This window comes from uncultured Microbacterium sp., from assembly GCF_963521695.1.
GTDB lineage: Bacteria > Actinomycetota > Actinomycetes > Actinomycetales > Microbacteriaceae > Microbacterium.
On sequence record NZ_CAUQWC010000066.1, the window covers coordinates 1 to 15,302 of the forward strand.

Genomic DNA, 15,302 nt, shown 5'->3' on the forward strand with positions numbered 1-15,302 from the left:
AGGCCGAGGCCTGACCGACCACGTACCAGAAGCGGTCCGCCGGGATGTCGGCGACATCGCGGGTGTCGGTGACGGTGACGGTGGGCAGGGCGCCGTCGAACTGGCGCACCTCGGCGTCACCTGACGGGGACTCCGTCAGCGTGGCCGACGTGCCGGCCACGGTGAGGCTCAGGCTACCGGGGCCCACGACGGGCGCGATCTGCACGTTGACGTCGACGTTCTCGTCTCCGACCTCGGCGGCGAACGCGGCACCAGCCGTGCCCACGAGCACGAGACCACCGGCAGCCGCCACGGCGATACGAGCCGCGACACCTTTGGAAAACTTCATTGTGTACTCCGTTTCTTCGTCCGACACCGACGTCGAACGACTAGCAAGCTCACCGGACGCTCCGGTCGTTACGGGAAGGATCCGGGTCATCCCCCGCCCCGCGACATCATGAATGTTAGCGAGAACACCATCCGATGACAAGAGTTTCGTCAGCGGACGGGGAATCGGGATCGTGGGGTGCGCGGCGAAGCGCGCGTGGGCCGCGGCACCACTGCCCTCACGAGCGGTGGCGCCCGACGCCAGGGGCTTTCGGGACAACGCACGCGCCGGCGGGCGACCCGAACGAGTCGGGCCGCCCACCGGTGACGTGGGATCAGCCGCAGCTGCCCCGGGGGGCCGGCACGGTGAACGTCGTAGCGTCGTTCTTCGTACCGCTGGTCACCGCGTCGATCGACATCGTGCCGGCATCGACCGACGTCGCGCGGGTCGCGAACGTCGTCGAGGCCGTCTTGCCCGCGGCGACGGTCATCTTCTTGTTGCCGAAGGCACCGGCGACGGTGACGTCGGCGGCGACGGAGTCGGCGTTGGTCACCGTGACGGCCTGCGTCACCTTCCCGGCGACGCAGCGGTTCGCGACGACGGCGGACACGTCGAGACCCAGCGACAGCGCCTCGGACGACGACGCGGTGACCCGGCCGTCGACGTACCCGTCGTATCGCGCGGTCACCGAGCGCACCGTGGCCGGCACCTCGACGGAGGCGGAGCGCTGGCTGAGCTTCACCGTCTGCGTCCACCCTTCGCCCGTGAAGGTCACGGTGCCCGCGACGTCGCCCCGGTCGGCGGCGGCGACGACGGCGGTGGCCGTGCGGCCCTCACGCGTAAGGGTGGTGGTCGAGGCGACCGCCTTGACCGACGTCCAGTCGCGCATGGCGGTGAGGACCGACTGGTTCACACTCACGAACGAACCGTGCCGTGGGCTGGCGGGCAGGCCGCCGACCGGGCGGACGTTCCAGTCGGCGCGACGCGACAGGCGGTCGCTCTGCGAGCTGCTCGCGATGGCACCACCGGTGGTGACGAAGGCGCGGTATCCGCCCGCTCCGAAGTTGTCGACGAGGAAGGCGTATCCGTCGCCCCCGGCGTTGTTCGGGTCACCCTCGTTGAGCTTGACGATCTGCGGACCCTCGCCGACCTCGTTCGTCTCGAGACGGGTCATGTTGGTGTCGGTGAGCTGCCACGTCTTCTCGGGATCGGCGTTCCAGTCCGAGCGCGTCGTCGGGGCGGTCAGCACCTTCGAGCGCTCGAGGAAGATGTCCTTGCCCGCCTCGAGACCGTCGGCTGCGCCGCCCTCTTCATTCTTCGAGAAGCGGTAGTAGTAGTCGCCGATCTTCTGCACGGTCGAGTCGATGCGGGCGAAGCCGGTGTTCTGCCACTCGGTGGGCGGGTAGGTGAACGTCTTGAAGTCGCGCGTGAGCACGTAGAACACCCGCGCCTGCAGGTTGTCGGTGTTGGTGTGCGACGCGTCCTTGTACAGACGCGACGAGAAGTGCACGACGTACGACTGCAGCGCGTCGTCCCAGTAGGCCTCGGGGGCCCAGGTCATGCCGGCCTCGGGCTGGTTGACCGTGATGCCCTCGTTGACGCCGTTCGTGCGGGTCCACTGCACGAGGTCGGTCGACTCCCAGACCTCGATCTTGAGCGAGCCGTTCGACTGCGCCGGGCCCCAGCCCGTGCCGCAGCTGATGCACAGGTCGGTGGCGACCATGTAGTACTTGTCGCCATCCTTCGACCGCAGGATGTACGGGTCGCGCAGACCCTTGGTGTCGGTCGTCGACGTGATGACGGGCTGGCCCGCGTTCACCGGCGAGAACGAGAAGAAGTCGTTGCCCGACGTCGCCGCCTGGTAGATCTTCTCGTCGCCGTCGGACTTGAAGTACGCCGCGGCGTATCCGGCATCCGGAGCCCAGCGTCCCTTCTCGGCGACCGTGACCTCGAACGTCTTCTGCGCGGACTGCCCGTTGAGGGTGGCCGTCGCCGTCAGCGTGACCTTCGCGTCTCCCGCGCCGTAGGCGGGACGTGCAACGAGACCGCCGCCGCGGTACGGGTCGGCGGCACCGACGGCCGGAACGATGTACGCGGCCGAGGTCGAAGTGACCAGGGCGGGGTTCGACGAGGTCCAGCTGATCGCGGCGCCGTTGACGGCGCCCTTCGTGGCCAGCGGCAGGTTCTCGGTCGTGCGGGATGCCAGGGAGATGGCATCCAGGTCGGTGGCGACGGTGGGGGCGATCACGGTGACGTCGAAGGTCAGGGTGCCGAGCGAGCTCGTCGCCGTGAGGGTCACCGGGGTGTTCGCCGTGATCGAGCGCGAGACGACACCGGTGGTCGACACGACGGCCGGGTTGGACGACGCCCAGGTCAGCGCGACGCCGTTCACGGACGAGGCGAGGTTGAGGTTGCTGGACACGCTGTCGAGCGAGGTGTTGGAGCGCAGCATGGTCGCCGCGACGTCTCCACGCAGGAGCGCGGAGGTGGTCGACGACTTCTGCGACGCCGTCGGCATGCTCGACCCGACCTGCGCGGAGGTGAGCGCCGCGTCCCAGAACTTGACGTCGGTGACGTCGGCGCGCAGCAGCGAGTCGCCCTGGTAGAGCGACCGGCCGAGGTAGCCGAGCACGTTGCCCGAGGGGATGATCGAGCTGAGCGAATTGGCGTGCGTGAGGGTCGAGATGACGCTCCCGTCGCGGTACAGCGTCAACGTGTTGCCGCTGCCGACCATCGTGAGGGTCGTGAATCCCGGGTTGAGTCCGCCGCCGGCGGGCATACGCGTCTCGCCGTTGCTGCTGCCGCTCTTGACGCGGATGGCCGCGAGCACCTGGTCGGTGTAGCCGCCCTGCGCCGAACGCGGGCTGAGGAAGATGTGGTTGCCGAGCTGCGTGGTGTTCCACGGCCCGACGCCGTCGCCGATGACCCACCCGAAGTGGTTCGCCGCGGACTGCGCGGCGACCGTGTACTCGACGGTGAAGTCGTTGTCGGTGCCGGTGACCAGGCCCTTGGGAAGCGCGGCGTAGCCGTCGGCCTTGAAGCGCAGCACGGCGTCGCCGGCCGCGTCGGCGAACGACGCGTCGGTGAACCCGGTTAGCGAGGCATTGCGGTTGTTGCCCGAGACGTCGAGGAGCGACGTACCCGAGTGCGACATGTCGTAGTGCGCTGTGGGCGCCGGCACGTCGGCGGCGTGAGCCGCGGGCGCGACCATGCTCATGGTCGAGGCGACGAGCACGCCGGTGAGAGACGCGGTCAGCGCCTTCGACACGCGACGCGAGCGCTCGACTCGGGGTGGGCGGGTGACCGGTGATCTCATCTTCGAGACCTTTCTCTCGGCGCTGTGTGCGCGGCTTCGACGGTGGGGGCCGAGGCGAAGCGGTGGGGTGGTGCGCCGAGGCGGCGACGCGTCGGTCGGCCCCGGGAAGGACGACCTCGATGGCATTCGCGCGCCCGTGAGGCGACGCATGCCGATCGTGCTGCACACGTTAGCGGTACCAGTCGCGCGGGGCAATCCTTCGTTGACGTCAACATCCGCATGCTCCCGTGCGACCGCGACGGGCACCCGCTGCGTCACGGCCCGCGCAGACAGTGAGGCTACGAGGTCTTGTTTCAACCGCCTGTGAGCGATAACATTCAGCATCCCTGCACGACGGCAGCCAACGACGGCTGTCCGAAAGGATCGCAATGGAGCACCCCCTGCCCCGCCGCGCGCTCGCGAGCGTCGCGACACTCGCCCTCGCGCTGACCGGCGCCCTCGTCGCCGCGCAGCCCGCTGCCGCCGCCGACGACCGGCTGGTCGCCCACTACCCCCTCACGGATGCGAGCGGCACCACCGCCGTCGATGCGTCCGGCAAGGGTCGGAACGCCACCTACGTCGGAGGCGCGGCCCTGACGGGCGGCGAGGGCGTGCGGTTGGACGGCACCGACGACTACGTCGACCTGCCCGACAATCTGCTGGCCGGCCTCGACTCGATCACCATCAGCACCGACGTCCTGGTGCGCGGCGATCAGGGCACGCCGTACTTCATCTACGGCCTCGGCAACACGGACGGCGGGGGTGTCGGCAACGGCTACCTCTACTCGACCGGCAACTCGTACAAGACGTCGATCGCGACGGGCAACTGGAGCACCGAGCAGACGGCGAACAGCAACGCCAACCTGCAGCGCGACGTGTGGAAGACCCTCACGTACACCCTCGACGACGCCACCGACACGGCGCGCATCTACCTCGACGGCGCTCAGGTCGGCCAGGCCACGGGCGTCACCACCAAGCCGAGCGCCATCGGCGGCGGGTCCACCGCGGCGAACTACATCGGCCGCTCGGTCTACAACGCCGACCGCCGCCTCGCCGGCAGCGTGCGCGACTTCCGGGTCTACAACGCCGCCCTGTCGGCATCCGATGTCGCCGCCCTCGTCCCCACCGACGCCACCCGTCTGCAGCGCGACGCCGCGGCCCTCTCGCTCGGCGACCTGAGCGCCGTGACCGCCGACCTGCGTCTGCCCACGACGGGAGTCAACGGCGCCGCCATCAGCTGGGCCTCCAGCAACACCGCCGCGGTGAGCGCAACCGGCAAGGTCACGCGCCCGGCGGCCGGACAGCAGCCCGCCACCGCGACGCTGACGGCGACCCTCACCCGCGGCTCGGCCACCGAGACCCGCACCTTCGCCGTCACCGTGGCGGCGATGCCCGGCAACGCCGAGCTCGCGAAGGCCGACCTCGACAAGATCAGCATCCCCAACGCCACCGACGTGCGCGGCAACATCACCCTCCCGGCGACCGGGTCGGTCAACGGCACGGCCATCACGTGGTCGGCCTCGCCGTCGGGTGTGATCTCGACGGCTCCGACCGGCGGCAAGGCTGCCGGCGTCGTCACGCGCGGCGCGACCGACACGAAGGTGACGCTGACCGCAGCGGCATCCGGAACGTCCGTCACCCGTCAGATCGAGGTCACCGTCAAGGCCGCTCCGGCGGGTCTCGACAAGGACTACACGGCCGGATACCTGTGGACCCACTTCGCCACCGAGGGCGGCTACGAGAAGATCTTCATGGGGCACAGCACCGACGGTCTGCACTGGGAGAAGCTGAACGACAACAAGTCGATCCTCGCGAACCTGGGCGGCGACCTCGGCGTGCGCGACCCGCACCTCGTGCGCTCCCCCGAGGGCGACAAGTACTGGATCATCGGCACCGACCTGCACGCCGAAGGCGGCGGAGCCGGCGGTTCGGGCTGGGACCAGCTCAACGCGAGCCAGAACCTCGTCGTCTGGGAATCCACCGACCTGGTGAACTGGAGCGACCAGCGCATCGTCTTCGCCGGCTTCGACAAGGCCGGTTGCGTGTGGGCGCCCGAGGCGATCTACAACGAGGCGACCGGCGAGTACTACGTGTACTGGGCCGCGCGCGACCAGACCGACAACAACACGCCCGACTGGGCGCTGCGCATGTACCTCACCAAGACCCGTGACTTCACGACGTTCACGAAGCCCGAGATCTGGACGACGCTGAACCCGAAGGGCGACGGTCAGGGCGGTCGGAACATCATCGACTCGACCATCGCGAAGGAGGGCGACACTTACTACCGGTTCTCGACCTCCGACTGGGACACGGTCGTCGACACCGCCCCGTCGCTCGACGGTCCCTGGACGCAGAAGATCGCTCCGGGGCAAGCTGCCGCGGCGGGTCTGCGCGGCCGCATGGAGGGCCTCACCGTCTACCAGCTGCCCGATGGTCGCTGGTCGGTCATGGGCGATGAGTTCAACTACTACGCTCACACCGCCGACACACTCGCCAGCAACAAATACACCCAGCTGAGCGCCGGTCCCGGAGCGAACCAATTCTCGTTCGACCAGAGCTTCCGTCACGGGTCCGTCCTGCGCCTCTCGAAGGCGGAAGAGGCGCGTCTGCTCGAGAAGTACGGCGACACCCCGGTCACACCGGAAGAGCCTCAGCAGGGCCCGATCGCGGAGTACACGTTCGAGAACGGCTCCCTCGCCGACTCGGTGGGCGACGCCGACCTCACCGCCTCCGGCACGGCATCCGTCGCTACGGATGCCGAGAAGGGCTCCGCTCTGAAGCTGACCGGCGCGGCGAACGGTTTCGCCTCGTTCCCGACCGGGTTCTTCGACGGCCGCGACACGATGACGGTCTCGATGGACATCAAGTCCGAGCGCACAAGCGGGAACTTCTTCACCTTCGCCTTCGGGCAGAGCCAGGACAAGTACTCCTTCCTGCGGGTGCGGGGCGGTGAGGCGCGCACAGCGATCACGAAGGCGACGTGGCAGAACGAGTCCGACGTCACCGGCAGCATCTCGAGCGGCCAGTGGCACAAGTACGACCTCGTCTACGACGGCAAGACGCTGCGCATGTACATCGACGGGGTGAAGGTCGATGAGAACCTCGCCCTGAACGCCTCGGTGAGCGAGCTCGGCTCCAACCTCATGGGCTATCTCGGCAAGTCGCTGTACAGCGCGGACGGGTACTTCCAGGGTTGGTACGACAACGTCCGGGTATACAACCGGGCGCTGTCGAACACGGAGATCCTGCAGAACGCGGGCGTCGAGGACCAGCTGCTCGACGTGTCGCTCACGCAGCCGGAGAAGCTGAAGATGGCGCCGATCATCGACAGCAAGGCGCGCACCGCGATCCTGCCGGTGGTCAAGGGCACCGACGTGTCCAAGCTCGCACCCACCTTCACCACGGTCCCCGGCTCCACGGTGTCGCCCGCCTCGGGCACCACCGTCGACCTCACGAAGCCAGTGACGTACACGGTCACGACGCCCAAGGGTGCCAAGGCGGAGTGGAAGATCGAGGCGCGCGTGGTCAACAGCCCCGTGCTGCCCGGTCTGTACGCCGACCCGAACATCGCGGTGTTCGGCGACACGTACTACATCTACGCCACGTCCGACGGCTTCCCCGGCTGGGGCGGCAAGGAGTTCTACGTCTGGAAGTCGAAGAACCTCACCGACTGGACCCGGTCGGACAAGCCGTTCCTCACGCTCGACGGAGCCAACGGCAACGTGCCGTGGGCCACGGGCAACGCGTGGGCGCCCACAATCATCGAGCGCGACGGGAAGTACTACTTCTACTTCAGCGGACACAACGCCGCCGTCGACCGCAAGACGATCGGCGTCGCCGTGGCCGACAGCCCCGAGGGGCCCTTCACGGCCGAGCCGAACGCGATGATCCTCAACAACGAGGCCGTCACCTCGGGCCAGGCCATCGACCCCGCCGCCTTCCACGACCCGGTGACGGGCAAGTGGTACCTCGGCTGGGGCAACGGCTCCCCCGTGCTGGCGGAGCTGGCCGATGACATGAAGTCGATCAAGCCGGGCACGTACCAGCGGATCAACGGGCTGACCGACTTCCGTGAGGGCGTCTTCTTCAACTACCGCAACGGTCTGTACCACCTGACCTACGCGATCGACGACACCGGATCGGAGAACTACCGCGTCGGATACGCGACCGCGACGAGCATGAACGGGCCCTGGACCTACCGCGGCGTGATCCTCGAGAAGGACCTGTCCCTCGGAATCAAGGGGCCGGGCCACAGCTCGATCATCAACGTTCCCGGAACCGATGACTGGTACATCGCGTACCACCGCTTCGCGATGCCGAACGGCAACGGGAACAACCGCGAGACCACCATCGACAGGGTGACGTTCGGCGCCGACGGCCTCATGCAGAAGGTCACCCCGACGCTCGAGAGCGTGAAGCCCCAGACCGTTCCCGCAGCGGGCCCCGAGGTCTCTGCGGCGGTCACCAGCCGATGCGTGGCGGGCAAGGTCGTCCTGGCCGTCTCGGTCACCAACCGCGACGATGCCCCGGTCTCGCTGACGATGACCTCGGACCACGGGTCGAAGACGGTCGCCTCTCTCGCCGCCGGCAAGACGACGACGCAGAGCTTCACCGTGCGCCAGTCGTCGATGGCGGCCGGCACCGTGACGGTCACCGCGACCGACGCGGGAGGTGCCGCGACGGAGGTGAAGGCGGCGTACGGCGCGCGCACGTGCGGCTGACACGATGAGCCTCACGAGTCGGTGAGGAAGTGGGGCCCCGGGGGGGGGCGGGGCCCCCGGGGGGTGGGCCCCGTACCACCCGTGTGTGCGCGACAACGACCCGGGGAGGCGGGCCACGGCGGCCGCCGGTGGGGCTCCCCCCAGCACCACCACTCGGGGTTGCGCACGGGGCCCCCGGGCCGGGCGGGCCCCCACTTGTCGTTCTCCCAGGAAAACCTCTTGTTACCGAGAACAGGACCGGGTTAGCGTAGATGCGAGTTCACGCTCACCCACCGACCAGGGTTCCCCCGAACCCGCGAAGGGGCCGTCGACGTCGACGGCTTCGAGAAGGATTCCCGATGACCCGTCGACAGATTCTCTCCGTCCTCGCCCGAGGCCTCCTCGTCACATCCGCCGTCGCCCCCGTGGGACTGATGGCCTGGGAGCAGGCCGAGGTCGAAAGCAGCGCCGTCTTCCAGATGGATGCCGCGGAGCCCGACACGCTGTTCATCAACGGTCGCGCCTTCGTCCTCGAGTGAGGCGCGTGCGCGAGGCGTGATCGCCGGCGATCGCGTCGATCAGTCGTCACGTTGCGGCGCGGGCGCCTTCCGACGGGTCAGCGTCGACCCCAGTGCCGCCGAAGCGGCGGTCGCGACGGCGGCCACGACGAGGGCGAGCGGGAGACTCGCCGCGGCGGCGACGGCGCCCACCAGGATCGGGCCACCGGCATCGCCGATCTCACGGCCGAGTTCGGCGCTGCCCATCGTGCGTCCCATGCGGTCGGGCGGAGTGGTGGCGGCCAGACGGGCGAAGCCCAGGGGCGTGATGACACCCACGCCGACACCGACCAGGGCCGCCGCCGCGATCAGGACCGCGAGCGCGGGCACGAGAGCCGGGAGGACGAGCGCGAGCACGAGGGTGGCGGCTCCCGCCACTATGAATGCGCCGGTTCGGTGGGCGGCGACGTCGTGCATCCGTCCGATGCGCGGCTGGATGACGGCCGAGACCACCGCCGTGACGCTGACGATCCCCATTCCCACGATGGGGTTCACCCCGAGCTGCGCGGCGATGAGCGGGAAGAATCCGACGGCGATCCCGAGGGCGGAGGTGGCGACGGCGAGAAGGATGACCGGCCCGAGGAACGCTGCCGCGGTCGACTGACGGAACAACTCGATCACGGTGACGCGCTGCTTCGGAAGCACGGGGAGCGCGGGCACCCGCCACGCGGTGGCGATCGCGGCGACGGTGGCGAGCACGGCGAGCGCGATGAAGAGGGAGGGCAGTCCCAGCCACAGGATGAGCGCTCCGCCGAGGAGGGGACCACCGGCATAGCCGAGGCTCTTCCAGGAACCGTACTTCCCGAAGTATGTGCCCGCCTGCGCCGATCCCACGAGACGTGCGACGGCGGATGAGGATGCCGGCGAGAAGGCCGCGGCGGAGCCGCCCTGCGCCAAGCGCGCGAGGGCGAGCAGAGCCGGAGTGGCCGCGAACGCCCCGAGCACCGAGGCGGCGGCGAACACGAGCAGACCGCCGATGATGACGGGCTTCGTCCCGATGCGGTCGCTGAGGGCCCCGAAGACAGGTTTGAGGATGACCTCGGCGATGTCGTAGAGGGCGAGGATGAGGCCGAGTCCCCAGAGCGTGAGCCCGATGTCCTCCGTCTCCGTCCCCAGCGCGGCGGCGACGCCGTGCGCTCCGAACGCGGTCGTGAACCCGGCGAGGTACAGCGGCCCCAGGCGGGGCGGAGTCGTCGTCACGATGTCGACGTTAGGACATCCGGCTCCCGCCGCGAACGCCGTGCCGGACGCACGGGGGCCCGGGTCCGACGGTTCATCGGACCCGGGCCCTCTCGGCTCAGGCTGTCACCGGGGTCAGCGGCAACTGCCCTGCGGGGTGGGGACGGTGAACGCCGTCGCTCCGCTCGACGACCCGCTGGCGACGGCGCTGACCGACAGCGTGCCGGCGGCCACGGAAGTCGCCCGCGTCGCGAAGGTCGTCGAGACCGTCTTGCCCGCCGCGGCCGTCACCTTCTTGCTGCCGTAGGTGCCGGTGAGGGTGACGTCGGTGGCGACGGCGCCCGTGTTCGCGACGGTGACCACCTGCGTGACCTTCCCGGCCACGCACCGGTTCGACGCGCTCACGGTCGGGGCGAGGGCGGCCGCCCCTTCGGTCTTGACCTGGCCGAGCACGAGAGGTGCGACGACGACGTAGTCGACGTTGGGGGCGTAGGCGCCGTCGTTGCCGAACGTCAGCGCTCCACCGGCGGTCGTGAGCGTCACCGGGATGGTGCGCTCCCAGAAGCTGTTCCACGAGTACGTGTAGCGGAAGTAGCCCTGTCCGACCTGTCCTCCCCCGGCCTCGCCGACCTGAAGACGGCGATCGACGACCTGCGGGTTGTAGTCATGGCGCCCCGACACCTCCGCGTTGGTGTACTTGACCACGATGTCGTAGTCGCCGGGCCGGTCGAATCCGGCCGCACGCGGGATGGTGACGGTGTTGCCGGCCCCGTTGCCGAGGAAGTCGACCACGGTGCCGCCCGAGACGTTGGTCCCGGTGCCGGCCGCGATCGGGGTCTTCCGGGCCGCTCCCGCGACCGTGCCCGCCTCGGCTTCGATCTTGACGGCGGCGGAGTCCGCGCTCGCGACGCGCGTGGAGGTCACCCCGATCACTGACGCGCCCGCGTTCGACCGCAGCTCGAGCTCGTTGATGCCCTCGGAGAGGTGGACGCGCGCGGTGCTCGCCCAGACCCCGGCGCCGGGCGCCACGGCATCCATCACGCGGCGGCCGTTCGAGTCGACCGTGACGTCGTTCGCACCGGTGGTGGCGTAGTCGACGCGGACGTCGTAGTACCCCGAATCGAAGGCGGTCGCGTAGATGTCGGCGCGACCGTCGCCACCCAACCGGACCGAGCCGTGCAGGCCCTGTCGGTCGTACTCGAGGCGTGCGGAGCCTGCCAACCGCATCGTGGACGCGGGGTAGTCGACGGGCTCGCCGTCGGTCACGTCGGTGAGGACGAATCGGTCCAGGGTGATGTCCGAGTTGGGCAGGACGGAGGAGCTGTTCTCGCTGGCGCGCAACGAGAGGGTGTGCGTCCCCTTGGTGAGCGTGACGGTCGTCTCGGCACTCCCCCGGTACTTCCACCGGCTGGTGTCATTGAGGGCGAGGTCCGCGGTGTACTGCACGGTGGCGGCTTTGGCGCCGTCGACGAAGAGGGCGTGGCGACCGGGCTGGCCGGGGGTGGCTCCGATCACCTGGTAGCGGTAGGTCCCGTCACGAGGAACGTCGACGGTCCAGTCGGCTTTCGCTGCGGCGTTGTTGAACGACCCCACATCGCGACCTCCGGATGCCAGGAAGATCCATCCGCCGTTCCCCGTCGGCGACTGGTCGTACACGCGTGCGGATGAGACCGCGGTGTTTTCGGCCTCGATCGTGGCGGACCACGTCTTCTCTCCGACGATGGGGCGGTCCTGCGGAGGGGTCACAATCAGCTGGTACCCGGCGTATCGGTCGTAGTTCGGGACCTCGACGCGCAACGCTCCGTCGGTCACGGCGACGTCTTCGAGCGTGGTGACCAGGCGGGGCGTGGGGGCGAGACCCTCCGCTCCGCTGAGGGGCGCCTCGCGGACCTCGACGTCGACCTTGCCGCCGAATACGCGCTGGTCGAGCCCCTTCAGCGCGAGGGTGACGGTGTCGGCACTGGATCCGCCGTAGAGCACGGTGGCTCGGCGGTCGTCGGTGTCGATGGCGCCGATTCCCTGCAGGGTGTCGACGGCGTTGAGCTGCGGCGGGGTGACCTTGACCGTCTTGCTCCCGGCGAGGTCGCCGTACCACTTGAACATCCACCAGCCGGCGTTGGCGCCGTTGGGGCGTGCGGAGTTGTCGGAGAAGTTGCCCGCGTAGTTCCAGTAAGCGGTCTGCGCGTCGACCTTGGTGTCTTCGAACATCGAGAACCACTGGATGAGCTGGCCGGGAACGCCCATGTCGCGCAGCAGGCCGTACTCGGTGATGTTGATCTCGAGCGGGGCGATGCCCTTCGCCTTCTCCATTGCGCGGTACTCGTCGTAGTGCGACCGGTAGGTGGCGAGGTTGTCGATGCCCAGCTCGTGCCAGATCATGAACTGCGGAAGGGTGCCGGTCTGCTGGGCGTAGTCGAGCCACACGCTCGTGCGGTCTGGGCGCCAGGCGGCGTCGCCGGGACCGCCGATCACGGGGTCCGCGAGGTTGTGACGCGCGTAGACCGCACGGATCTTGTCGACGGCCGCCTTCCAGTCGGTCATGAAGTACTGGGTGAAGACGTCTCCGTTGCCGTACCAGTTGCCGCCGTCGGGCTCGTTGAAGGGGATGAAGACGTACTTCTCGGGGTGGTCGGACTGCGTGGCGACGGCCTCGGTGACGAACTCGACGATCTCGAGATAGTCCCAAATCCCGTTCGGCTGGCTCGTGTAGGTGCCGGTGGCCTGGTCGTAGGTGCGGTCGTCACCCGGCCGACGCCCGCCGTTGTAGGCCCAGTCGGGGTAGTAGTCCTGGATGTAGATGTCGAGCTGCGTGCCGTTCTTGGCGAAGAAGCCGTCTTCGATCTTGAGGGCGTCGCCGCTGGGGTGCTGGGTGCCGTACGGCGCCTTCTGCGACGTGTTCGTGATGTGGGCTCCGTTGATCAACGCCTGGGTGGGGGCGCCATCATCGCCCAGTCCGTACAGGGTGCCCGACGCTCCGCCCCGGAAGTCGCCCGTGGTGGTGGCGAAGTCGACGGAGAGAGTGTCGGTGGTTGCTGCCGCGGCCGGGGGCGCGACGACCGCGAGCGCGCCGAGCACGATGGCTCCGACCGTGCTCGTTGCGATCCATCGGGGGTGTCTCATGAGGGTGCATCTCCATTGGTCGGCGGACGCGGCGTTGCGCCCGAGGGGAATGTAACGCGATTTGATACCGGTATCAAGAATTTCTTGATAACGCTTTCAGGATGGGCTAGCGTCCTCATCGTTCGACACGACGGAGAGACGAATGACGACGACGCATCCCCCGACCACCGGGGCGACCCCCGCACGCCTGCAGTGGGGCACCGACACGCTGTCCCTGGATCTGCAGTGGGACGACGAGCACCCGGTGACGTGCGCGGGCTACGTCACCCGTTCCGGCCACCACCGCGTACACCGCGTACCGCTCGTCGAGATCCTCACCGCCGACGCCGGCCACCGCCCCGCGTCAGGGCGCCTCGCGCACACCGAGCACGGCGCCCGTCTCCGCTACGTCGACCACACCGAGACGGCCAGCGGCGATGCGCGCACGCTGACCCTGCGCCAGCGCTCGGCCGACCTCGAAGCGACCATCGAGCTCACGACGCGCGACGGCGTCGCGGCGATCACCAGCCGCGTGCGCGTCGTCAACGTCGGCACCGGGCGCATCGTCCTGCGCGCGGTCGCCTCGTGGGTCGCGGGGTTCACCGAGCACGACGGCGTCGACGACGCCCTCGCAGGCTGGGATCGCATCACCGGAGCCAGCGACTGGCTGGGAGAGGGACGGTGGACACGCACGCCCCTGCGCGGCCCCGACTTCGTGCCCCTCGCCGAGCACCTCACCGGACATAACCCGCGGGGAGCGTTCAGCGCGGTCTCGACCGGCACCTGGTCCACCGCGCAGCACCTGCCCACCGGCATCCTGGAATCCTCCGCGGCGAGCCTGGCGCTGGCGTGGCAGATCGAGCACAACGGCGCCTGGCGCTGGGAGATCGGCGAGGACACCTCGGGCGGATACCTCGCCCTGTCGGGTCCGACCGACGCCGACTCGGGGTGGACGCGCGTGCTCGGCCCCGCCGAGGGCTTCGTCAGCGTGTCGGCGACCATCGCGGTCGGCGACTCCGCGGGTGCGGCCGTCGATGCGTTGACCGATCACCGACGCGCCACGCGCCGCGACCACCCCGACAACGTCGCCATGCCGGTCGTGTTCAACGACTATATGAACACCCTCGACGGCGACCCCACCACTGAGAAGCTGCTGCCGCTGATCCGCGCCGCCGCCGACGTGGGCGCCGAGGTGTTCTGCATCGACGCCGGGTGGTACGACGACTCCGGCTTCTGGTGGGACACGGTCGGTGCGTGGGAACCCTCGACGACGCGGTTCCCCGGGGGACTCGGGGAAGTCATCGGCGCCATCCATGCTGCCGGCATGGTCGCAGGACTCTGGCTGGAGCCGGAGGTGGTCGGCATCCGCAGCCCTCTCGCCGACATCCTCCCCCGCGATGCGTTCCTGCAGCGCAACGGCGAGCGTGTCGTCGAGCACGACCGCTTCCACCTCGATCTGCGCCACCCCGCGGCGCGCGGTCACCTCGACGCCGTCGTCGACCGCCTCGTCGCCGACTTCGGCGTGGGGTTCTTCAAGATGGACTACAACATCAACCCCGGCCCGGGGACCGACCGCGATTCCGACAGCGTCGGCGACGGACTGCTCGAACACAACCGGGCGGTCCTGGACTGGCTCGACGGGGTGCTCGATCGGCATCCGACCCTGGTGATCGAGAACTGCAGCTCGGGCGCGATGCGCATGGACTACGCGATGCTGTCCCGCCTGGCGATGCAGTCCACCTCCGACCAGCAGGACTTCCGCAAGTACCCCCCGATCGCAGCCGCAGCTCCCCTGTCGATCCTGCCCGAGCAGGCGGCGAGCTGGGCCTACCCCCAACCCGAGATGGATGCCGAGGAGTCGGCGTTCTGCCTCGTCACGGGGCTGCTCGGGCGCTTCTACGTCTCGGGCCACCTCAACCGCATGGATGCCGCACAGCGCGAACGCGTGGCACGTGCCATCGCCGTCGCCAAGACACTGCGCGAGGAGATCGCCGCGTCTCACCCGCACTGGCCGCTCGGGCTGCCGCGATGGGACGACCCCTGGATCGCCCTCGGACTGCGCAGCGATGACGGAGATCTCGTCTCGGTGTGGAACCGCGGCGATGAGGGCTCGGTCTCGCTGAGCTTCCCCCACCTCGTCGGCGGCGACGTCGAGGTGACCCCGG

General features: G+C 69.2%; 6 protein-coding genes and 1 pseudogene. 3 read left to right on the top strand and 4 right to left on the bottom strand.

Features of this window, described 5'->3' with window-relative positions:
* Together RWP81_RS07045 and RWP81_RS07050 are read right to left on the bottom strand one after the other, a co-directional pair.
* Window positions 1-328, bottom strand: a pseudogene (locus RWP81_RS07045) (hypothetical protein); the annotation flags it as partial.
* Between the two features lie 313 nt (window positions 329-641).
* Window positions 642-3,623 carry an immunoglobulin-like domain-containing protein gene (locus RWP81_RS07050; protein ID WP_314454061.1) on the bottom strand — a complete coding sequence of 994 codons (2,982 nt, stop codon included), beginning with the start codon at window positions 3,621-3,623 and terminating at the stop codon, window positions 642-644.
* Between the two features lie 368 nt (window positions 3,624-3,991).
* On the opposite strand from RWP81_RS07050, the gene RWP81_RS07055 reads away from it, so the two are divergent.
* Window positions 3,992-8,323 carry a family 43 glycosylhydrolase gene (locus tag RWP81_RS07055; RefSeq protein WP_314454064.1) on the top strand — a complete coding sequence of 1,444 codons (4,332 nt, stop codon included), beginning with the start codon at window positions 3,992-3,994 and terminating at the stop codon, window positions 8,321-8,323.
* A 338-nt stretch (window positions 8,324-8,661) separates the two neighbouring features.
* Window positions 8,662-8,841, top strand: coding sequence for a hypothetical protein (locus RWP81_RS07060; RefSeq protein ID WP_285136837.1), 180 nt, complete (start codon window positions 8,662-8,664; stop codon window positions 8,839-8,841).
* Window positions 8,842-8,880: 39 nt separating this feature from the next.
* On the opposite strand, the gene RWP81_RS07065 is transcribed toward RWP81_RS07060, so the two are convergent.
* Both RWP81_RS07065 and RWP81_RS07070 read right to left on the bottom strand, forming a co-directional pair.
* The gene (locus tag RWP81_RS07065) at window positions 8,881-10,059 is read right to left on the bottom strand and encodes an MFS transporter (protein ID WP_314454067.1); all 1,179 of its coding nucleotides are present in this window, start codon (window positions 10,057-10,059) and stop codon (window positions 8,881-8,883) included.
* Between the two features lie 114 nt (window positions 10,060-10,173).
* A complete protein-coding gene (locus RWP81_RS07070; RefSeq protein ID WP_314454070.1) occupies window positions 10,174-13,158 on the bottom strand; it encodes a hypothetical protein in 2,985 nt (994 codons plus the stop codon).
* A gap of 142 nt (window positions 13,159-13,300) precedes the next feature.
* On the opposite strand from RWP81_RS07070, the gene RWP81_RS07075 reads away from it, so the two are divergent.
* Window positions 13,301-15,302: alpha-galactosidase (locus tag RWP81_RS07075; RefSeq protein ID WP_314454073.1), on the top strand; the 2,002-nt coding region annotated here is incomplete at its 3' end.